This is a genomic window from Lysobacter avium (assembly GCF_015209745.1).
GTDB classification, from domain to species: Bacteria; Pseudomonadota; Gammaproteobacteria; order Xanthomonadales; family Xanthomonadaceae; genus Novilysobacter; species Novilysobacter avium.
Window position 1 is genome coordinate 2,632,817 of sequence record NZ_CP063657.1, and the last position, 19,244, is coordinate 2,652,060.

Consider the following 19,244-nt stretch of genomic DNA (forward strand, 5'->3'; position numbering starts at 1 on the left):
TACCGCTCAGCGCTCCGGCTCGGGCCGCAGCCACAGCCAGCACGCGATGACGGCCATGGTGGCCGTGGCGATGGCGGCGATCCACAGGTGCGGAGCCGTCAGGAACGCGATGGCAGCGGCCAGCAACATCGACGCGCTGGCAAGCCACTTGGCGCGCCGCGAGACCGCACCGTGACGTTGCCAGTCACGGATCATCGGGCCGAACACACGATGGGTCAGCAACCGCTGGTGCAGCTGTTTGGAGCCCCGCGCGGCTGCGTACGCGGCCAGCAGCACGAAAGGCACCGTGGGCAGCAGCGGCAGGACCACGCCTGCCGCAGCCAGTCCCAGGCTCACGTACGCGAGCAACAACCAGGCCCAGCGCACGGGCCCATGCGGGTCGCGCCCCATCGGCATGGCGGCTACCGGGAAGCGGCTGTCCCGACCGCCAACTGGTCGAGCATGAACGCGTACATCTCGGCCAGCTCGCGATAACGCCGGAAACGGCCGGACTTGCCGCCGTGGCCGGCGTCCATGTTGGTGCGGAACAGGATCGGCGCGCTGCTGGTGTCGAGGTCACGCAAGCGGGCGACGTACTTGGCCGGCTCCCAGTACTGGACCTGCGAGTCCCACAGGCCGGTGCCGATGAACATCGCCGGGTAGTCCTGCGCGACCAGGTTGTCGTACGGCGAATACGCCAGCATCACGTCGTAGAACGCCTTGTCCTCCGGATTTCCCCACTGGTCGTACTCGTTGGTGGTCAGCGGGATGCTGGCATCCAGCATGGTGGTGACCACGTCCACGAACGGCACCTGGGAGAGGATCACGCGGTAGTCGTGGGGCGCCTGGTTGGAAATCGCGCCCATCAGCAAACCGCCCGCGCTGCCACCGTAGGCCGCCACACGATCCTTTGCGGCGTAGCCCTGCCCGACCAGGAACCGGGTGACGTCGATGAAGTCGTTGAAGGTGTTCTGCTTGTGCTCCAGCTTGCCGGCGTCATACCACTTGCGGCCCATCTCCTGGCCGCCGCGGACGTGGGCGATCGCGTAGACCATGCCGCGATCGAGCAGGCTGACAACCGGCAGGTTGAAGGCCGGGTCCATCGAATAGCCGTAGCTGCCGTAGGCGTACTGCAGCAACGCGGCGGTGCCGTCCTTCTTGAAGCCCTTGCGATAGACCACCGAGACCGGCACCTTGCTGCCGTCGCGCGCGCTCGCCCACAGCCGCTCGGTGGTGTAGAGCGCGGGGTCGTAGCCGATCACCGGCTGCTGCTTGAGCTGGCGGCGCTCGCCGGTGCGGGTGTTGAGCTCGTAGGTGGTGTCCGGCGTGGTCAACGAGGTGTAGCTGTAGCGCAGCCAGTCGGTGTCGGGCTCAGAATTGGTCGACAGGCCCATCGAGTAGGCGCTCTCGTCGGCCTTGACGTATTCGGAGGCCGGGTCGACCTGGCCGACGTCGCCGCGGATCAGGCGCAGCCGCTCCAGCCCGCCGGAGCGCTCGGCCACCGCGGTGAAGCCGTCAAACAGCTCGAAGCCGTCGATGAACACGTCCTCGTCGACGCCGATCCACTCCTGCCACTGCGCGCGCGAGGTCGCGTCGCTGGGCGCGGTCATCAGCTTGAAGTTGTCGGCCGGCCTGCCGTCCGCGCCGGGTGCGTTGGTGCGGATGACCCAGCGACCGTCGTGGTGGTCGGCGCTGTATTCCACGTCGCGCTCGCGCGGGGCCAGCACGGTGAACGTGCCCGGGTCGGCGGCCAGCGCACAGCGGCTCTCACTGGACACGGTGCTTTCCACACCGATGCAGATGTACCGGTCATCGCGGGTGCGACCGATGCCCATGTAGAAGCTGTCGTCGTGCTCCTCGTAGACCAGCACGTCATCGGCGACCGGAGTGCCGAGCACGTGCTTCCTGACGCGCACGGTGAGCAGGGTCTCCGGGTCGTTCTCGACGTAGAAGACCGTGCGGTTGTCGTCGGCCCAGACCACGTTGGCTGACACGCCTGGGATGGCATCGTCGAGGATCCTGCCGGTGTCCAGGTCCTTGAAGCGGATCACGTACTGGCGCCGGCCTACGGCGTCATCGGCCCAGGCCAGAAGGCGGTTGTCCTGGCTGACCTGGTAGTCGCCGACGCTGAAATACTCCTTGCCGGCGGCCATCGCATTGACGTCCAGCAGGACCTGCTCGTCGGCCTCCATGGAACCCTTGCGGCGCGCATGGATCGGGTAATCCTGGCCGGTCTCGAAGCGCGTGTAGTACCACCAGCCGCGCTCGCGGTAGGGCACAGAGCTGTCGTCCTGCTTGATGCGGCCCACGATTTCCTCGTACAGCGTGTCCTCAAGCCCCTTCAGCGGCGCCATCACGGTGTCCACGTAGGCGTTCTCCGCTTCCAGATAGGCCAGCATCGCCGGGTCCTTGCGGGTGTCGTCGCGCAGCCAGTAGTACTCGTCCTGCCGCGTTGCACCGTGCGGGGCTGTAACCACGTGCGGGCGTTTCTCGACATCGGGCGGGGTGATGCGCGCGGCGGGGGACGGTGCGGAATCGACAGACATGGAAGAACTCGTGGCGAGGGCCGGCGTGGCGGCGGTCATCAGGACGGCAAGCAGCAAGGCGGGCTTCATGGATGGGGGCTCCCGGGAGAAAGCGCAACGGCGAAGCAACTGGAGGTCGGCGGACAGCGTGCCCGCAGGCGGACAAAAGGTGGTCCCTGGGACCCGAAATTCCATGAAAAGAGGCCGGGCGACAGACCCGGCCTCTCTGAATCCGGTGGCGTCTCACCTGCCACCCGGGCGCGCATCAATCGGCCAGCTGGTTCCACAGGAAGGTGTAGGCCAGCGCGCTCATGTGCGCGGCCTGCTGGTTGTTGGCCGAACCGCCGTGGCCGCCCTCGATGTTCTCGTAGTAGCGCACATCCTTTCCGGCCTCCATCATTTTGGCCATCATCTTGCGGGCATGGCCCGGGTGGACGCGGTCATCGCGGGTGGAGGTGGTGAACAGGGTAGGCGGGTAGTCCTTGTCGGCGTCGAACAGGTGGTAGGGAGAGAAGGTCTTGATGAACTCCCACTCCTCCGGCTTGTCCGGGTCGCCGTACTCGGCCATCCACGACGCGCCGGCCAGCAGCTTGTGGTAGCGCTGCATGTCCAGCAGCGGCACCTGGATCACCACCGCGCCAAACAGCTCCGGGTACTGGGTCAGCATGTTGCCGGTGAGCAGGCCGCCGTTGCTGCCGCCCTGGATGCCCAGGTGCTTGGGAGATGTCACCTTGCGGGCGACCAGATCCTTGGCCACCGCGGCGAAATCCTCGTACGCCTTGTGCCGGTTGGCCTTCAGCGCGGCCTGGTGCCAGCGCGGACCGTACTCGCCGCCGCCGCGGATGTTGGCCACCGCGTACGCGCCGCCCTTCTCCAGCCAGCCCTTGCCGACCGCGCCGGAATACCCCGGCGTCAGCGAGATCTCGAAACCGCCGTAGCCGTACAGCAGGGTCGGTGTACTGCCATCCAGCGGCATGCCCTTGGGATGGACCAGGAAGTAAGGCACGCGGGTGCCGTCCTTGCTGGTGGCGAAATGCTGCTCGACCACCTCGTTGGAGGCGTCGAAGAACGTCGGCATGGTCTTCAGCACTTCCGGCGCCTGGCCGATGGTTGCCAGCGACAGCGACTGCGGGTTGAGGTAGTCGGACGCCATCACCCACAGATCGTCGTTGTTGTCGGCGTCCACCGCGGCGACGCTGACCGTGCCTTTGGGCTGGTCAACAAAAGCACTGCGCTTCCATTCGCCGCCCGCCTCCTTGGGCGGGGTCAGCACGCTGAGCCGGTTCTTGACGTCCTCCAGCACGTTCAGCACGAGGTGGTTGGCGGTCCAGGTCGAGCTTGCGAGCGATGACGTTTCCGTCGGCACGAACAGGTTGGTGAAATCGCGCTTGCCGGCCATGAAGTCGTCGAAGTTGATCGCGATCAGGCTGCCTGCCGGCCAGGTCCTGCCGCCGGCTTCATACGGCTCGCGCAGTTCCAGGACCATCCAGTCCTTGTGCACGGACTTCATCGCCGAGTTGGGCGCATCGATCTTGGTCAGCTTGCCGTCGGCGCCGCGCAGGTAGAGCTCGTCGTTGTAGAACGCCAGGGTGCGGGTGACGAAGTCGCGCTCGTAGCCCGGCGTGTGGTCGCGACCGGCGGCGATGTACATGTCGTCGGGCTTGCCCTCGTAAACCAGCGTCGCGCTGTCCATCGGCGTACCGCGCTGCCATTGCTTGACGATGCGCGGGTAGCCCGACTCGGTCATCGTGCCGGGACCGAAATCGGTGAACAGGTAGACGCTGTCGCGGTCGATCCAGCCCAGGCCGCCCTTGGCCTCGTCACGGAAGAAACCGTCCGTGACCCAGCCCATCGCGCCCAGGTCGAACTCGCGGGTGACGTCGGCATCGGCGCCACCACGCGACAGGGCGACCAGGCAGCGCTGGTACTCGGGCTTCAGGCAGTCGGCGCCGTGCCAGACCCAGTTCTCGCCCTCAGCCTTGTTCAGCGCATCCAGGTCGATCACCGTCTGCCACTGCGGCTTGTCCTTGCGGAACTCGGCCAGCGAGGTGCGACGCCAGAGGCCGCGCTGGTGCTGCGCGTCCTTCCAGAAGTTGTAGTAGTAGTCGCCGATCTTCTCGACGTAGGGAATCTTGGCGTCCGAATCGAGGATCGCCAGGATTTGCGACTCCAGCTGCTTGAAGGCGGGCGTGTCGGCCAGTTCGGCCTCGGCCGCGGCATTGCGGGCCTTGACCCACTCCAGCGCCTTGGGCGCTTCGACGTCTTCCAGCCATTGGTACGGGTCGGACACGGGGGCCTCCTGGGCGTGGGCGCTGCCCATCGCCACTGCGAGGCCGGCAACAAGGATGGCGGCCCGACGGGCCTTCAGCAGCTGCGACATGGGCGCTCCGGTGTGCAAATTGGGGACAGGGTGAGACAACCATGGAAAGTTAGCACAGCCCCACTTCCCCCCCGGCCGGTGGCGCCAGTTATGCGGCCTCGGCGATGCGCCGGCGCGCGCCGCCGCGCGCCGGACGCAGCGGCAGCGTGGCTGAAGCGCGGAGATGGGCTGCGGGCCACGCCTGCGTACCGGCCCGGGCTCCGCGACGCAGCGCCGGAGCGGCGGCCTGCCGACGCGCGAGCCAGTGCAGCACGGCAAGGGCGCTCAAGGGCATGCCGAGCAGCCACAGCGGCAGCCAGCCGATCAGCTCGTGCGAGCCGCGCGCGGCGGGCAGCACGATCAGCAGCGTTATGCCGACCGCCAGGGCATGGCACAGGGCCGCATGCAGGCGTGGCGCCAGGCGATGGGCGGGCAGCGGGCGGTTGGCGGGATCGGTCATGGCAGAGCTCCTCGGTGGCGATGCGCCGAGGATTGCGCCGGACCATCTCAAGGGCTGCGACCGCGCAGCGGACGGGCCAGGCCGGCGTCAGCGCGCGAGCCGGCGGCTCAGACCGGATCGCGGTCGTAGTTGCTGATCGCCAGGCTCAGCAGGGCCCGCGCCTGCTCGCGCAGGGACGGCGGCGCGGTGATCTCCGCATCGCTGCCGTAGTGCAAAACGTCCATCAGCAACTCGCGGCCGGAGCTGAAGGGGATTTTCAGCTCGTAGCGCCCGTCCGGCAGGAAGCGGCCTTCCTGCTGCGAGTGCCAGTGCTCATCGGCCACCCAGCGCGCCGCCTTGGCACTGAACACGATCGTCGCCCAGCCCTTGGGCGTGCCCGAGAAGATGCCGTAGCTGGAGGCCAGCTGGCGGTCGAGCTCCTCGTTGGGCACGTCGCGGGCGACCTCCTCCAGCTGGCGGGCGGCGCTGATCCGGTCCACGGCGAAGCTGCGCAGCGCGTCGCGGTCGTGGTCGAAGGCGTCCAGGTACCAGTTGTCGCGGTAATGGGTCAGCCGCTGCGGCGATACCGTGCGCCGGGTCAGCTGGTCCGTCGAGCGCGCGCGGTAGTCGAACACCAGCTGGCGCCGGTCCAGCACCGCGGTGGCGACGTGGCGGAACGCGGTTTCTTCCAGTCGGCGGGTGCGATGGGCGACCACCCTGACCCGCTCCACCGGCACCCGGCGCCCGCCGGCGTGGTCGTCGAGCAGTTTCTCGATGCGCTGCTGCAGCGGCGCCAGCGCATTGGCCAGCACGCCTCCGCCGCTGCGCAGCATCAGCTGCTGTGCCGCCAGCAAGGAGTGCAGCTCGTCCGAGCTCAGCCACAGGCCCGGCAGCTCGAAGCGGTGGCTGTCCTCGGGGTCGTAGCGGAAGCCGGCCTCGCCGTTGCCGATCACCGGGGCCATCAGCTGGTCACGCAGATAGGCCAGGTCGCGGTAGACCGTGGCCCGCGAGCACTCGAGCTCTTCCTGCAGGCGTGGCACCGTGACCGGATAGCGCGCGCCGGTCAGGATGCGGTGGAGGGCGTGGATGCGTTCGATACGTTCCATGGTGCGCACTTTAGACGGTTCCACGACGTCCTACGCCACCAACGCACTCCGGCGCAACTCGCCCACGTTCCCCGCCAGCGGGCACAATGCGCCCCATGCATGACAGTCCCCGCCCCATGACAGCGCCGGCTCCCGCCATGCGAACCATGCCCGAGCCCCGCCCCGCGCGAGCCAGCCGCTGATGCAGATCGACCTCTGGCTGACGCTGGCCGTCCTGGCCGGCGCGGTTTACCTGTTTGTCAGCGAGAAGCTGGCCACCGACGTGGTCGCCCTGCTGGTGCTCGCCTCGTTGCTGGTGCTGGGGCTTGTGTCGCCGACGGAGGCGTTGTCGGGTTTCAGCAGCGAGGCGACGATCACCGTGGCGGCGATGTTCGTGCTCAGCGCCGGCCTGCAACGCAGCGGCGCATTGGAGGGCCTGGGCGAGGCGCTGGCGCGGATCCGCTGGAGCTGGCTGTTCGCGCTGGTGATGATGGTGGTGATCGCCTTCATCTCCGCCTTCGTCAACAACACCGCGGCGGTCGCGGTGTTCCTGCCGCTGGTGATCGCGGCCGCCATCTCCCAGCGCCGCGCCCCCTCCAAGTTGTTGATCCCCCTGTCCTACGCTGCGCAGTTCGGCGGCGTGTGCACGCTGGTGGGCACCTCGACCAACCTGCTGGTGAACTCGCTGGCGGTGCAATCGGGCCGTGAAGGTTTCGGCCTGTTCGAGTTCGCGCCGCTGGGAATCATCTTCGTCGGCATCGGCATCACCTACCTCATGCTGTTCGGTCGCTTCCTGCTGCCGGACCTGGGCGTGCCGGAAGTCGATGACGGCGGCCTGGACGGCATCTTCCTGGTCGAACTGTTGGTTCCGGAAGGCTCGCCGGTCATCGGCACCGAAGCGATGAAGGCACTGCCGGAGGACATGGCGTCCAGGATGACCCTCAAGCTGGTCCGCGACGGTGCGATCCGGCCGCGCCGCAACACCAGCGTCGAGGCCGGCGATCGGCTGCTGCTGCGCGGGGAATGGAGCCTGATCCAACGCCTGCGCAAGCAGCTCAAGCTGGAGTTCGACCACGTCGCGCGCGATCTGGAGGGCGACGTCGAAGCAGCGCGCCTGCACGCCAAGGTGATGATCGCGCCCGGCTCGCACCTGGTCGGCCACACCCTGGCCAGCCTGCGCTTCGGCCATGTCTACCGGGCCCGCGTGAGGGGCATGCAGAGGCAACAGCGCGCACCGTTCTGGCAGCACATCGACCATGCGCCACTGGCCGTCGGCGACATCCTGCTGGTGGACAGCACCGAGGCCGCGCTGTCGACGCTGCGCGACGACGCCAATTTTGTCGTTTTGGCGGAACGCGTGCAGCCGCGGGTGGACAAGCAGCGCGCGTGGACCTCGTTCCTGGTCATGTTCGCGGTGATCGGCGCGGCGGGTCTGGGCCTGCTGCCGATCGTGGCCTCGGCGATCCTGGGCTGCGTGGCGCTGATCGTCCTGCGCTGCCTGGAGCCCGACGAGGCCTACGCGGCGGTCGACTGGCGGGTGGTGATGCTGCTGGCCGGCGTCCTCCCGCTGGGCATCGCCCTGGAGCGTTCGGGCGGCGCGGACTGGCTGGCCCATAACGCCATTGGCCTGGTCGGACATATGGGCCCGGTGGTCTCGCTGGCGGTGATCTACCTCATGACCTCGGTGCTGACAGAGATGATGAGCAACAACGCCGCCGCGGTGTTGATCGTGCCGATCGCGATCGCCACGGCCGAGTCACTGGGCGTGGATGCCAAGCCCTTCCTGGTCGCGGTGGCCTTCGCCGCCTCCACCGCCTTCGCCACCCCGGTGGGCTACCAGACCAACGCCATGGTCCACGCGGCCGGTGGCTACAAGTTCTCCGATTTCATGCGCATCGGGCTGCCACTGACGGTGATCTTCTGGGTCACCGCGGTACTGCTCATTCCGGTCTACTTCCCGTTCTGATCCCGCGCCGCCCGCCACGGCGGGACCGGCAACCGCCCAACTGGCCCGCGGCGGCGCAAGCGGGGACAATGGCGCCATGGAAACCAACGCTGCAATGCTCGAGACCGTCGAGCACGAGACCGGCCCGGCGCCGGAATGGTCGGTGATCTGGCTGCATGGCCTGGGTGCCGACGGCAACGACTTCGCCCCGATCGTCCCGGAACTGGTGGGTCGCGACTGGCCCGCACTGCGCTTCGTGTTCCCGCATGCGCCGGTGCGCGCGGTGACGGTCAACAACGGCGCGCGGATGCGGGCCTGGTACGACATCCGCGATTTCGACCTGGCCAACCGTGCCGACGAGGTCGGGGTGGAGGAATCCGTCGCCCAGGTCGAGGCGCTGATTGCACGCGAAGTGCAGCGTGGGGTGCCGGCTGGTCGGATCCTCCTGGCGGGGTTTTCCCAGGGCGGCGCAATCGTGCTGGCCACCGGGCTGCGCCGGCGCGAACCACTGGCCGGGCTGGTCGCGCTGTCGACCTACCTGCCCATGGCCAACCGCGCAGAGGAACTGCTGCAGGCGGGCGCGGGCGCGCAGCCGCTGTTCATGGCCCACGGCACGCACGATCCGGTGGTGCCGTTCCAGGCCGGTGAGCGCAGCGCGGAGGCGATGCGCAAACTGGGCTTCAACGTCGAGTGGCATGCCTACCCGATGGCGCACCAGGTGTGCGCCGAACAGATCCAGGCGCTGGGTGAGTGGATGGCGGCGCGTTTCGTCGCGGCTTGAACGGGGAAGCGGCTGCACGGCCGCAATGGGGGAGAAGCGATGAAGGTGGTCATAGCCGACGATGAGCCGCTGGCCCGCACGCGCCTGCGCAGCCTGCTCAACGACATGCCGGGGATCGAGCTGGTCGCCGAGGCCGGCGACGGGCACCAGGCCCTGCAGGCATGCGCGGAGCATGCACCGGACCTGGTCCTGCTGGACATCGCCATGCCTGGCATGGACGGGCTGGAAGCCGCGCGCCACATGGCCACCCTGGAAGCGCGCCCGGCGGTGGTGTTCTGCACCGCCTACGACGCCCACGCGCTGTCCGCCTTCGAGGCCGAAGCCATCGACTACCTGGTCAAGCCGGTGCGTGCGGAGCGGCTGACCGCGGCGCTGGACCGCGTGCGTACCTTCCGCGCCGGCGCGGCGCGCAGCGCAACCGCGCTTGACGGAGCCACGCCGCCGTCCGCCGTTGATAGCGCCCCGCGCAGCCACCTGTGCGCGCGGCTGCGCGGTGGCCTGCGGCTGATTCCACTGGACGAGGTGCGCTACCTGTTTGCCGACGAGAAGTACGTCGTGGTCCACCACGCCGGCGGCGAGGACCTGATCGAGGAATCGCTGCGTTCGCTGGAGGAGGAATTCAGCGAGCGCTTCGTGCGCATCCATCGCAACTGCCTGGTGGCGCGCGACCGCATCGTCGAGCTGCGACGCAGCCCGGAGGGCCAGGTCACGGTGATCCTGCGCGCGGTGGAGCAACCGTTGGAGGTCAGTCGCCGCTGCGTCGCGGCCGTTCGTGAAACCCTCCTGCAGCTGTAACCGGCGATAATGGGCGCATGACGACCCTGCGCATCGCCACCCGTAAAAGCCCGCTCGCCCTGTGGCAGAGCGAACATGTCGCCACCGCCCTGCGCGCCGCCCATCCCGGCCTGCAGGTCGAGCTGGTGCCTATGAGCACCCGGGGCGACGAGGTGCTGGACCGGCCGCTGGCGGCGATCGGTGGCAAGGGTCTGTTCCTGAAGGAGCTCGAGGTCGCGATGCTGCGCGGCGAGGCCGACTGCGCGGTGCACTCGCTCAAGGACGTGCCGATGGACCTGGAGCCCGGCTTCGCCCTGCCGGCCATCCTGGAGCGTGCCGACTACGCCGATGCCTTCATCAGCAACCGCTTCGAGGATATCGGCAGCCTGCCCCAGGGCGCGGTGGTCGGCACCTCATCGCTGCGCCGGCAGGCCCAGCTGCGCGCGCTGCGCCCGGACCTGCAGTTGCGCGACCTGCGCGGCAACGTCAACACCCGCCTGGCCAAGCTGGATGCCGGCGACTACGACGCCATCGTGCTTGCGTGCGCCGGCCTGCACCGGCTCGGCCTGGGCGATCGGATCCGCTCCCGGCTGCTGGTGCCCGACTGGCTGCCGGCACCCGCCCAGGGCGCGATCGCGATCGAGTGCCGGGACGACGATCCGGCCATCGCCTCCATCTGCGCGGCGCTGGATCACGCCCACACCCGCACCTGCGTGGAGGCCGAGCGCGCGATGAACCGCGCCTTGCACGGCAGTTGCCATGTGCCGGTCGCCGGCTACGCCGCGCTGGACGGTGATGCGTTGTCGCTGCACGGGATGGTCGGTTGCGCCGAGGACGGCCGCTCGGTGCGCGCATTCAGCACCGGCCGCGCCGATGACCCCGCAGCGCTGGGTCGCGACGTGGCGGAAGGGCTGCTCAGGCAGGGTGCCGGCGAGTTCCTGCCGCCGCGCGGCTGACACGCGCACGGCCTGACCGAAGCAATCAGAACCTCCGACGCAGCTTGAGCGTCGACTCCGCGGACTCCGATCCGCTCTGCCCGGTTTCCCGGTGGCGAATCTGGAAATCGCTTTCCAGCGTCCACTCCGGCCACAGCGACACGTCCAGCCCGAAGGACTGTTTGACGAAGGTGCTGCCGTCCTGGCCGGCCTCGAACTGGATGCGCTGCGACCAGTTGGCGCGGTCGTTGATGCGATGGCCAAAATCCACCGCCCCGCGCAGCACCGCGCCACGATGGTCGATCCCGTCATCGTTCAGCGGCGCCAGGCGGTAACCGGCGCCCACCTGCAGGCCGAGGCGGGTCGGACCGTCACGCAGCGCATCGACGTGGTAGCGCGTGCCGACGCGCCAGTTGTTGGAGTAGCTGGCTGTGCGATCGCGTGGGCGCGCCGGTGCCCACAGACTGATCCAGCGCTGGCTGCCCGGCAGTGCCGGCCGTGCCTTGCGCTTGTCGTGGAAGGTCAGGCTTGGTGCCAATGCCGAGCCGCGCCGCCACTCCTCGTCGCCGCAGCGGGTGGAGTAGCAGAACTGCCGCAGTTGCGCCGGATCGCTTCCCAGCTGGACCAGCGTGGGATCACCGGACACCGCGGAGGCAGCAGGCAAGGTGGTGAACGGAATGACCGCCAGGGCCATTCCCAGTACGACGCTCATTGTTGAACATGCTTAACACGGGCCCGTGAGTATGCCCCGAAGCCCGCGCCAGGTTGGATACCGCGCTTAAACGGCGCACCGACGATCGATGCCGACGTCAGCGCTTTTCGTGCGCTCGCTCGTCGGGCAGGTCGCGCTGCGCGCGAACGATCCCCCATGCGCCCAGCGTCATGCCCAGCGCGACGAAGATGCCGGCCGCAAACACCATGCTCGAACCCAGCACCGCGAGCGCCTTGTGCAACCACACGAAGGTCAGGTCACCGCCGCGGTAGACCACCGTGTCGATCACCGCCTTGGCTTTGTAGCGCGACTCGCGGTCTACACGCGTGTACAGCGTCTCGCGCGCCGGCTTGGCCAGGGAGAACTCACCGGAGCGGGTCACCACCTGCACGATCGCCACCATCAGCGGCAGCGGCGAGGCTGCCAGCAGGCAGTAGCCCAGCAGGATCGCAATGGCCGGGCCCAGCAGCGCCGGCGCCACCCCGAAACGCTGAAGCAGCGAGCGGGTGACGAATATCTGCACCAGCAGGGTCACGCCGTTGACAGCCCAGTCGACCGTCGCGTAATACCAGGTGCCCGCCTCCGCACCGGGATAGAACTGTTTCACGATCGCCGCCTGCTCGTTGTAGAGCAAGGTGCCCACACCGACCCCGAAAAACATGGTGATCGCCAGCGCGCGCAGCAGGGGCCGCTGCCAGACCAGTTTCAGCCCGGCCAGCATCGAGCCACCCATCGCCTGCTCGCCGCCGGTCTCGCCGTGCTGCTCCTCGCGTCGCCGCGCCCACGGGCGCAGCTTGAGGATGCACAGCAGGCAGATGGCGAGGAATCCGGCCGACACCAGCAGCAGGTTGGCCACGCCGATCACCTCGACCAGCAGGCGGGTGATGCCGGGCCCGACCAGCGCACCGATCGTGCCGCCCGCGCCGATGTAGCCGTACACCAGCTTGGCCTGCTGGTTGTCGAACACGTCGGCCATGAAGCTCCAGAACACGGTCACCGCGAACAGGTTGAACACCGCCGTCCAGATGAAGAACGCCCCGCCTCGGCCGGCGACGCCGGTATGGAAAAGGCCGAAGAAAAACAGCAGACAGGCGATGAAAAACAGATACACGACCGGCAGGAACACGCGCCGCGGAAAGCGCGCGACCAGCGCGCCGTACACCGGCTGCAGCACCACCATCGTGACAAACGTGCCGGTGAACAGCAGTTGCAGGGTGTACTCGCCCAGGGCGAAGCCCGCGCCGTCGGCCAAGTCCAGCAGCCACTGCGGAAACACCGTGCTGGGATCGCCGGAGGCGCCCATCGCATCGCGTACCGGCCGCACCACGTAGTAACCACACAGCAGGCTGAAGAAATACAGCAGCGACCACCACAGCGGCGGCGACTCGGCCAGCGCCGCGCGCAGTCGCCGGACCCGGCCCAGACCGCTGGAATCGCTCACGCCTGGGCCAGCATCGGCGGCAACGGGCAGTGCAGCACGCCGCAGACGGTGCGCAGCAGCTCCGATTCGGCTACCGTCACGCGGCCGTCGTGACCGATCGCCAGTGTGATCGCCTCAACCAGCAGGCGCTTGGCCAGCGGGTCCAGGGAATCCAGCGGAACCCACACATCCTCCAGCGCCAGCACCCCCTGCGATGGAACCACGTACGGCAGGGTCGCCTGCGGCAGTATCCGCTGCATGCCGGCGATGTAGGCCCGCCGCGCCACCGCGGCATCGGGATGACCGGACGAGGCCACCACCGCGAGCATGATGGCGATTTCCTGCTTGACCTTCGGCGGACTGCGTCGGCCGGTCCGGGCGTAACGCGACGGATCCAGCGACTCGCGCAGCTGCACTGTCAGCAGACGACCCAGGCAATATTCAAACAGTGACACGCTGCCATCGGCGAGCACCATCGCATTGGCAGCATCCAGGAACAGCTCCAGCTCCGGCCGGGGCCGCCGGCGCAGCACCGGGAACGCCAGCGCGGCCAGCGGCATCCGCAACGCCGGGTGCAGGCCCCGCAGTGGCTCTGCCATCGTCGCCAGGTCGGCGGCGACCGCACGACCCAGCCGCGCGCCGACCCCGAAAAGCTGTTTGTCGGCAATCGGCCTCTGGTCGTCCAGCAACAGGCCGAGGATCAACGGCATGACCTTTTCGCGGTCGGCGGCGAACACCCGCAGCTCTTCGGGAATCGCGGCCACGATGCCGCCCGCATGGCGGTAGTCGGTCGCGTCGGGCTGGCCTACGTGGCCCGACACCCGCTGTTCGTCGACGCGATAGTCGGCGCCGCTGGCCGGCAGCGGGCTGCTGTCATGCAATCCCAGTTGCACATCCTCTTCCAGCCCATGCGGCGGATGGTCCATCCAGCGCCGGGCCAGGGTGTCCAGTCGGGCGTTGGTAAATGAAGGATCCAATGCCTTGATCCGTTCCAGCACAGGCGGGTGCGTGGCCAACATCGGACCAAACAGGCTGCCGAAACGCAGGCCCTCGCCAAACAGCATATGGCTGATTTCCTCCGCGTCCGCGACGGCGAACAGATGCGAGCCGTCGGGCAACCCGGCGATCTTTTTCAAAGCCCCCGCCAGGCCCGTCGTCTGGCGCGTGAACTGGACAGCGCTTGCATCGGCCAGCCGCTCGCGGCTGCGGCTGATGCCGGCACGGATCATGCGCGCGAAGAACAGGCCGATCCAACCGACCACGAGGGCCACCACTGCGCCGGCCATCATGAAGATCGCTGCGGTGGGACCGCGCCCGCCGTCGCGCGAACCGTACAAGCCGAAATGCAGCACCTTGTGCCCGATCAGCGCGATCATCGAGATCCCGAACAGCACTCCCACCAGACGCAGGTTGAGGCGCATGTCGCCATTGAGGATGTGGCTGAACTCATGCGCCACCACCGCCTGCAGCTCGTCGCGGTTCAGCCGCTCCAAGGCGCCACGCGTCACCGCGACCACCGCATCGGACGGCGAGTAACCGGCGGCGAAGGCGTTGATCCCGGCATCGTGCTCCAGCACATACAGCCGCGGCATCGGCACACCGGAGGCGATCGCCATTTCCTCGACCACATTGCGGAAGCGCCGCAGGTCCGGATCGGTGCTGTCTTCCGGCGCGGGCTCGCCACCCATCTCCATCGCGATCGACTCGCCACCCCGACCCAGGCTCGCAAGGCGGTACAGCGAACCCATCCCGATCACCAGCAGGGTCAGCACCGTGCACCAGGCCAGAACCGCCACGTTGCTGCCGGCCACCGACCACGCGACGAGGTCTACCGCCAGCACCACCGACACGACGGCAAGCGAAAACAATGCCAACAGGCGCGCGGAACTGCGCCGGGCAGCCGCCTGGTGTTCGAAGAAGTTCATCCGATCAACCCATCGTCGACGGCTTGACGCCGGTCAGAACGCGACTTTCGGGCTCTGCCGCATCTCGGCCTCTGCGCTCGGAATGGCGAGCAGGCCGGCCGGTCTGAAGCCGCAGTTCCCGGCGATCAGGCTCGCCGGGAACACTTCGCGGCGGTTGTTGTAAACGGTTACCCCGTCGTTGTATGCCTGACGGGAGAACGCTACCCGGTTCTCCGTGCTTCGCAGCTCTTCGGTCAACTCGCGCATGGTCTGGTTGGCCTGCAGTTCGGGGTAGGCCTCGGCCACCATCATGAGACGTCCCAGCGCGCCGCCGAGTACTCCTTCGCTGCTGCCAAGCCGGGCCATCGCCGCAGGATCACCTGGCACGCTCTTGGCCGCGGCCGCACCCGACATCGCCGCCGAGCGCGCGGTCATCACCGCTTCCAGGGTCTCGCGCTCGTGCGCCATGTAGCGCTTGGCGATCTCGACCAGGTTGGGGATCAGCTCGAAACGCCGCTGCAGCTGCACATCGATCTGTGCGAACGCGTTCTTGTACGCGTTGCGGGCCGCGATCAGGCCGTTGTAGATCGCCACTACCCAGAAGATGAACAGGAGGACTAACCCCAATAGAATCAGGAAGCTGAACATCATTGCTCGCAAACCTCTGGAAAACGGCGTTATGATCGGGTGAACCCAGCATACGCAGGCGATGCGACCGATGAAAGACGAATCGAACCGGCGGACAAGGCTCGCCAGGCGCGTAGCCGCACTGACCTTCCTGCTTACGGTGGCGTTGGCGTCTACGGCGCAGACCTCGCTGTTGGGCGGCGATCCGCAAGCCAGCGCGCCGCTGCCCGTCCACAGCTCGCCGATGGACGCCTTTATCGCGACCCAGGTCGTGCCGGACCAGCGCCCGGTGCAGGCGTCGCCTGCGCCGCTTGCGCTCAAGCCGCAAGGCCCTGCACTGCCGGCCGGATTCGACGTCGCCACCTTTGAAGCCATTGCCCAGCAGATGGTTGCCGACCAGCGCGTGCCGGGCATGGCGATGGCCATCGTGCACAACGGCCAGGTGCTCAGCGCCCGCGGGTATGGCATCACCGATGTCAGCGACGCGCAGCCGGTCGACGCACACACCGTGTTCCGTCTGGCGTCGCTGTCCAAGAGTTTCGCCGGGACCATGGCCGGACTGCTGGTCAACAACGGCACCCTGCGCTGGGACAGCCACCTGACCGACTACGTGCCCGACTTCCGCATGAGCCAGCCCGGTGCCGCCCAGCAGATCACCGTTGCCGACATCCTCAGCCACCGCGTCGGCCTGACCAACAACGCCTACGACCGCGACCTTGAGGGCTACGTGCCCTATCGCGACCTCAGCCGCAGGCTGGCGGCAGCGCCCATGAAGTGCGCGCCCGGCACCTGCTACGCCTACCAGAACGTTGCCTTCAGCCTGATCGGCGACATCGTGTTCGCGACCACCGGCGACTTCTACAGCCAGGAAGTCAGCCGTCGCCTGCTCAAGCCGCTGGGCATGAACGACGCCAGCCTGGGCCTGGAAGGGATCGAATCGAGCGCGCGCTGGGCCAAGCCGCACGTTCGGGGCAAGGGCGGCTGGGTGTCGGTGATGCCCAAGTCCACCTATTACGAAGTGGCGCCAGCGGCCGGAGTCAATGCCAGCGCCAGCGACATGGCGCAATGGCTGCTCGCCCACACCGGTCATCGCCCTGACGTCCTGCCGGCGCCACTGCTTGCCACCCTGCACGAGCCGCTGGTGGATACGCCTGACCAGACGCGTTCGTCGGCATGGAGGCGCGCGCGCCTGGATTCCGCCGGCTACGCACTTGGGTGGCGGGTGTACGAATATGCCGGCCACCGCGTGGTTTACCACGCCGGCGCGGTGCAGGGTTACCGCGGCATGATCGCCCTGGTGCCCGATACGGATCTGGGCATTGTGATGTTGTGGAATGGCGAAAGCACGCTGCCAACCGGCCTGCTGCCGACCATGCTGGATCGGGCGCTGGATATCCCGTCTTCGATGACCGCATGGCTTGATCCGAAGATCGATCCCAGCATCCGCTATGCCTCATGGCCGCAGCAGAACAGCGACGCTCCGGGTTCGACCGCAACGCGCTCGACCGCCGCTCCGCAGTAAGCACCCGGCGTCTTCGTCGGCTGATGATCTGCCGCGCTCTCTTTCACCTGACACGGCCCGCATTGAAAAAGCCCTCTACCGCACCGATCGGTAGAGGGCTTTTCTGTCACAGCCTGTTTGGCCCGGCGTAGCTCCCTAGAGCAGGGCCTTGGGCGTCTCGGGGGTCGCGGTCGGCGGCATGACCGACTTTTTCTTGCTGGAGGACTTCCGGGCTGCTGCCGGCTTCTTGCCTGCGCCCGACTCGCCCGCCGACTTTGCTGCGCGCTTCGCGGGGGTCTTTGAGCTTGCGGAGCTGGCGGGCTTCTTCGCAGCAGCTTTCTTTGCCGGAGCCTTCTTGCTCGCCGTCTTGGCGGTGGCGGCCTTCTTCGCGGGCACCTTCCTGGCGGCCGCCTTCTTTGGCGCAGCCTTCTTTGCTGCGGTCTTGCTGGCTGCGGCTTTCTTCGCACCGGTCTTCGCCGAGGCGCTCTTGCCGGCCGTGGCCTTCTTCGTTGCGCTCGTCCTGGTTGCCGCCTTCTTCGTCGCGGTCTTCCCGGCTGCCGCTTTCTTGGCTGGAGCCTTCTTGGCCGAGGTCTTCTTCGCCGTTGCCTTTTTGGTCGCGGCGCTCTTGGTCGCCTTCGCTGCGGTTGCGGCCTTGGCGGTTGCCTTCTTCGCAGGTGTCTTTTTCGCCACTGCCTTCTTGGCTGTGACCTTCTTTGCCGTTGCCTTCTTCGCAGTCGCCTTCTTGGCAGCGGCCTTTTTCACTGCGGGCTTTTTCACGCTGGCTTTTTTCGCCGTCGCTTTTTTCGCGGCGGTCTTGGTGGTCGCCGCTTTCTTCACCGTCGCCTTCTTTGCCGTGGCGCCAGCGGAGGCCGACTTGCTGGCAGCGGATTTCGTGGTGGCAGTCTTCTTCGCGGCAGCCTTCTTGGCCGGCGCCTTTGCCATCGCGGTCTTCTTGGATGGCGTCTTGCGTGCGGCGGGCTTGGCGGCGGCCGTCATCCCGTCCGCCTGCGCGGCGCTGGCACCCATCCCATCGGTGGCCGCGCCGTTGCTGCCGGAGTTGGTGGCCGACGGTTTCGCGGCTGATTTGCTTGCCGTCTTTCTCGGGGTGGGCGATTTCGTTGCAGCTTTTCTCATGGCCATGCGATGGTTCCTCGTCAGTGGTCTATCGTGGATACAACCCGGTTCCAGGCAACGCCGTCTGCACGGCTTTCCGACGCCAACACGCCGCACCCTGAAAAACAAAAACCCGGCTCTCCACGAGGGAAGGACCGGGTTCGGCGCGATACGTATTCCGGAGCTCGGACCTCGCCGAGTGGATCAGCGACGTCGGAGACATGACCGCCACGCCATCGATATGGGCGGTGGTCGGTTCAACAATACGACTGGTCGTCGTGGCTTTGCTCACTCTTATCCGCGCAAGTCTGTACTTCGCGCAACCTAGTCACGCGATTTGCCGGTGTCAACAAAGTTGACGCGCCGCGCGCGTCCATCGATCCCGATGACGCTGAGGTGCGTGATCGAAGCAACGGCGCGGCATCCCGACCCGCACCAGAAAAACCCGCACACGATGATGGGTTGATCGCTGCAACCCGCGCGGCACAAGGCTGGCACCATTTCCCGCACGCGTAGAAGGAAGTGGTGAAACTTTAACCACCTTCTATTGGGTGGTGAATTATTGACCAGTTGGCGCTGCAGCAAAGTGACGCGAATCCATCGCCGGTTTCGCGCTGCACCAAAGCATTTGCGCAGCACCGGAGCACTTCGCGCACGACGTACGCAGTGCGCGGCGGACAAAAAAACACCCGCGCCGTTTCCGGCGCGGGTGCGATCAGGCCATGTCGGGAAACTCAGGCGTCGTCGTCTTCCACCATCGCCGTGTACGCGTCGGGATCGAGCAGGTCGTTGAGCTGGTCGGGATCCTCGATCTTGATGGTGAACATCCAGCCTTCGCCGAACGCGTCCTCGTTGATCGTCTCCGGCTTGTCCTCGAGGGCGTCATTGATCGCCTCGACGGTGCCGGTGACCGGCGCGTAGATGTCCGATGCCGCCTTGACCGACTCGACCACGGCGCAGGCGTTGCCGACCTCGACCCGATCGCCCACCGCGGGCAGTTCGACATAGACCAGGTCGCCGAGCATGCCCTGGGCGTGGTCGGAAATACCGATGGTGACCGTGCCGTCATCTTCGACGCGCACCCACTCGTGTGATTTCAGGAACTTCAGGTCGCCGGGGATCTCACTCATGGCATTGCTCCGCTT

The 19,244-nt window shown here is 67.4% G+C and carries 16 protein-coding genes; 5 read left to right on the forward strand and 11 right to left on the reverse strand.

Features of this window, described 5'->3' with window-relative positions; translation table 11 throughout:
- Positions 1 to 6 precede the first annotated feature (6 nt).
- From INQ42_RS11795 to INQ42_RS11815, 5 genes are all read right to left on the reverse strand, one after another.
- On the reverse strand, positions 7 to 396 hold the full coding sequence (locus INQ42_RS11795) for a YbaN family protein (protein ID WP_194034442.1): 390 nt from the start codon (positions 394 to 396) through the stop codon (positions 7 to 9).
- A gap of 5 nt (positions 397 to 401) precedes the next feature.
- Entirely contained in the window at positions 402 to 2,594 is a 2,193-nt protein-coding gene (locus INQ42_RS11800; RefSeq protein WP_194034443.1) for a S9 family peptidase, read from the reverse strand.
- Positions 2,595 to 2,769: 175 nt separating this feature from the next.
- Positions 2,770 to 4,884 (reverse strand): prolyl oligopeptidase family serine peptidase, encoded by a 2,115-nt coding sequence (locus INQ42_RS11805; protein ID WP_194034444.1) that lies wholly within the window; start codon positions 4,882 to 4,884, stop codon positions 2,770 to 2,772.
- A gap of 88 nt (positions 4,885 to 4,972) precedes the next feature.
- Positions 4,973 to 5,323: a hypothetical protein gene (locus INQ42_RS11810; RefSeq protein WP_194034445.1), complete on the reverse strand. Its 351-nt coding sequence runs from the start codon at positions 5,321 to 5,323 to the stop codon at positions 4,973 to 4,975.
- Positions 5,324 to 5,430: 107 nt separating this feature from the next.
- Positions 5,431 to 6,408, reverse strand: coding sequence for a helix-turn-helix transcriptional regulator (locus INQ42_RS11815; RefSeq protein WP_193984839.1), 978 nt, complete (start codon positions 6,406 to 6,408; stop codon positions 5,431 to 5,433).
- A 181-nt stretch (positions 6,409 to 6,589) separates the two neighbouring features.
- Between INQ42_RS11815 and INQ42_RS11820 the strand changes: the two genes are divergently transcribed.
- The 4 genes from INQ42_RS11820 (at position 6,590) to hemC (ending at position 10,843) form a co-directional block, all read left to right on the forward strand.
- The gene (locus INQ42_RS11820; protein WP_194034446.1) at positions 6,590 to 8,353 is read left to right on the forward strand and encodes an SLC13 family permease; all 1,764 of its coding nucleotides are present in this window, start codon (positions 6,590 to 6,592) and stop codon (positions 8,351 to 8,353) included.
- A gap of 94 nt (positions 8,354 to 8,447) precedes the next feature.
- Positions 8,448 to 9,113, forward strand: coding sequence for an alpha/beta hydrolase (locus tag INQ42_RS11825; protein WP_194035885.1), 666 nt, complete (start codon positions 8,448 to 8,450; stop codon positions 9,111 to 9,113).
- Positions 9,114 to 9,152: 39 nt separating this feature from the next.
- On the forward strand, positions 9,153 to 9,908 hold the full coding sequence (locus tag INQ42_RS11830; RefSeq protein WP_194034447.1) for a LytR/AlgR family response regulator transcription factor: 756 nt from the start codon (positions 9,153 to 9,155) through the stop codon (positions 9,906 to 9,908).
- A 17-nt stretch (positions 9,909 to 9,925) separates the two neighbouring features.
- Complete coding sequence (gene hemC, locus INQ42_RS11835; RefSeq protein WP_194034448.1) at positions 9,926 to 10,843, forward strand: hydroxymethylbilane synthase; 918 nt, start codon at positions 9,926 to 9,928, stop codon at positions 10,841 to 10,843.
- A 25-nt stretch (positions 10,844 to 10,868) separates the two neighbouring features.
- On the opposite strand, the gene INQ42_RS11840 is transcribed toward hemC, so the two are convergent.
- The 4 genes from INQ42_RS11840 to INQ42_RS11855 form a co-directional block, all read right to left on the reverse strand.
- On the reverse strand, positions 10,869 to 11,534 hold the full coding sequence (locus INQ42_RS11840; RefSeq protein WP_194034449.1) for a DUF481 domain-containing protein: 666 nt from the start codon (positions 11,532 to 11,534) through the stop codon (positions 10,869 to 10,871).
- A gap of 97 nt (positions 11,535 to 11,631) precedes the next feature.
- A complete protein-coding gene (locus INQ42_RS11845; protein ID WP_228064367.1) occupies positions 11,632 to 12,975 on the reverse strand; it encodes an NTP/NDP exchange transporter in 1,344 nt (447 codons plus the stop codon).
- Positions 12,972 to 14,879: a M48 family metallopeptidase gene (locus INQ42_RS11850; RefSeq protein ID WP_194034450.1), complete on the reverse strand. Its 1,908-nt coding sequence runs from the start codon at positions 14,877 to 14,879 to the stop codon at positions 12,972 to 12,974. The genes INQ42_RS11845 and INQ42_RS11850 overlap by 4 nt, the downstream gene beginning before the upstream one ends.
- Before the next feature lie 33 nt (positions 14,880 to 14,912).
- The gene (locus tag INQ42_RS11855) at positions 14,913 to 15,509 is read right to left on the reverse strand and encodes a LemA family protein (protein WP_228064368.1); all 597 of its coding nucleotides are present in this window, start codon (positions 15,507 to 15,509) and stop codon (positions 14,913 to 14,915) included.
- Between the two features lie 67 nt (positions 15,510 to 15,576).
- On the opposite strand from INQ42_RS11855, the gene INQ42_RS11860 reads away from it, so the two are divergent.
- Complete coding sequence (locus INQ42_RS11860) at positions 15,577 to 17,007, forward strand: serine hydrolase domain-containing protein (RefSeq protein ID WP_407070772.1); 1,431 nt, start codon at positions 15,577 to 15,579, stop codon at positions 17,005 to 17,007.
- Positions 17,008 to 17,142: 135 nt separating this feature from the next.
- On the opposite strand, the gene INQ42_RS11865 is transcribed toward INQ42_RS11860, so the two are convergent.
- A complete protein-coding gene (locus tag INQ42_RS11865) occupies positions 17,143 to 18,126 on the reverse strand; it encodes a histone H1-like repetitive region-containing protein (RefSeq protein ID WP_194034451.1) in 984 nt (327 codons plus the stop codon).
- A gap of 707 nt (positions 18,127 to 18,833) precedes the next feature.
- Positions 18,834 to 19,229: a glycine cleavage system protein GcvH gene (gcvH, locus tag INQ42_RS11870; protein ID WP_194034452.1), complete on the reverse strand. Its 396-nt coding sequence runs from the start codon at positions 19,227 to 19,229 to the stop codon at positions 18,834 to 18,836.
- Positions 19,230 to 19,244 lie beyond the last annotated feature (15 nt).

What these genes read in the sequence shown, in the direction of transcription:
- INQ42_RS11795 (WP_194034442.1), bottom strand. Translation starts at nt 396, where the DNA reads ATGCCGATGGGGCGCGACCCGCATGGGCCCGTGCGCTGGGCCTGGTTG.
- INQ42_RS11800 (WP_194034443.1), bottom strand. Translation starts at nt 2,594, where the DNA reads ATGAAGCCCGCCTTGCTGCTTGCCGTCCTGATGACCGCCGCCACGCCG.
- INQ42_RS11805 (WP_194034444.1), bottom strand. Translation starts at nt 4,884, where the DNA reads ATGTCGCAGCTGCTGAAGGCCCGTCGGGCCGCCATCCTTGTTGCCGGC.
- INQ42_RS11810 (WP_194034445.1), bottom strand. Translation starts at nt 5,323, where the DNA reads ATGACCGATCCCGCCAACCGCCCGCTGCCCGCCCATCGCCTGGCGCCA.
- INQ42_RS11815 (WP_193984839.1), bottom strand. Translation starts at nt 6,408, where the DNA reads ATGGAACGTATCGAACGCATCCACGCCCTCCACCGCATCCTGACCGGC.
- INQ42_RS11820 (WP_194034446.1), top strand. Translation starts at nt 6,590, where the DNA reads ATGCAGATCGACCTCTGGCTGACGCTGGCCGTCCTGGCCGGCGCGGTT.
- INQ42_RS11825 (WP_194035885.1), top strand. Translation starts at nt 8,448, where the DNA reads ATGCTCGAGACCGTCGAGCACGAGACCGGCCCGGCGCCGGAATGGTCG.
- INQ42_RS11830 (WP_194034447.1), top strand. Translation starts at nt 9,153, where the DNA reads ATGAAGGTGGTCATAGCCGACGATGAGCCGCTGGCCCGCACGCGCCTG.
- hemC (WP_194034448.1), top strand. Translation starts at nt 9,926, where the DNA reads ATGACGACCCTGCGCATCGCCACCCGTAAAAGCCCGCTCGCCCTGTGG.
- INQ42_RS11840 (WP_194034449.1), bottom strand. Translation starts at nt 11,534, where the DNA reads ATGAGCGTCGTACTGGGAATGGCCCTGGCGGTCATTCCGTTCACCACC.
- INQ42_RS11850 (WP_194034450.1), bottom strand. Translation starts at nt 14,879, where the DNA reads ATGAACTTCTTCGAACACCAGGCGGCTGCCCGGCGCAGTTCCGCGCGC.
- INQ42_RS11855 (WP_228064368.1), bottom strand. Translation starts at nt 15,509, where the DNA reads ATGATGTTCAGCTTCCTGATTCTATTGGGGTTAGTCCTCCTGTTCATC.
- INQ42_RS11860 (WP_407070772.1), top strand. Translation starts at nt 15,577, where the DNA reads ATGAAAGACGAATCGAACCGGCGGACAAGGCTCGCCAGGCGCGTAGCC.
- INQ42_RS11865 (WP_194034451.1), bottom strand. Translation starts at nt 18,126, where the DNA reads ATGGCCATGAGAAAAGCTGCAACGAAATCGCCCACCCCGAGAAAGACG.
- gcvH (WP_194034452.1), bottom strand. Translation starts at nt 19,229, where the DNA reads ATGAGTGAGATCCCCGGCGACCTGAAGTTCCTGAAATCACACGAGTGG.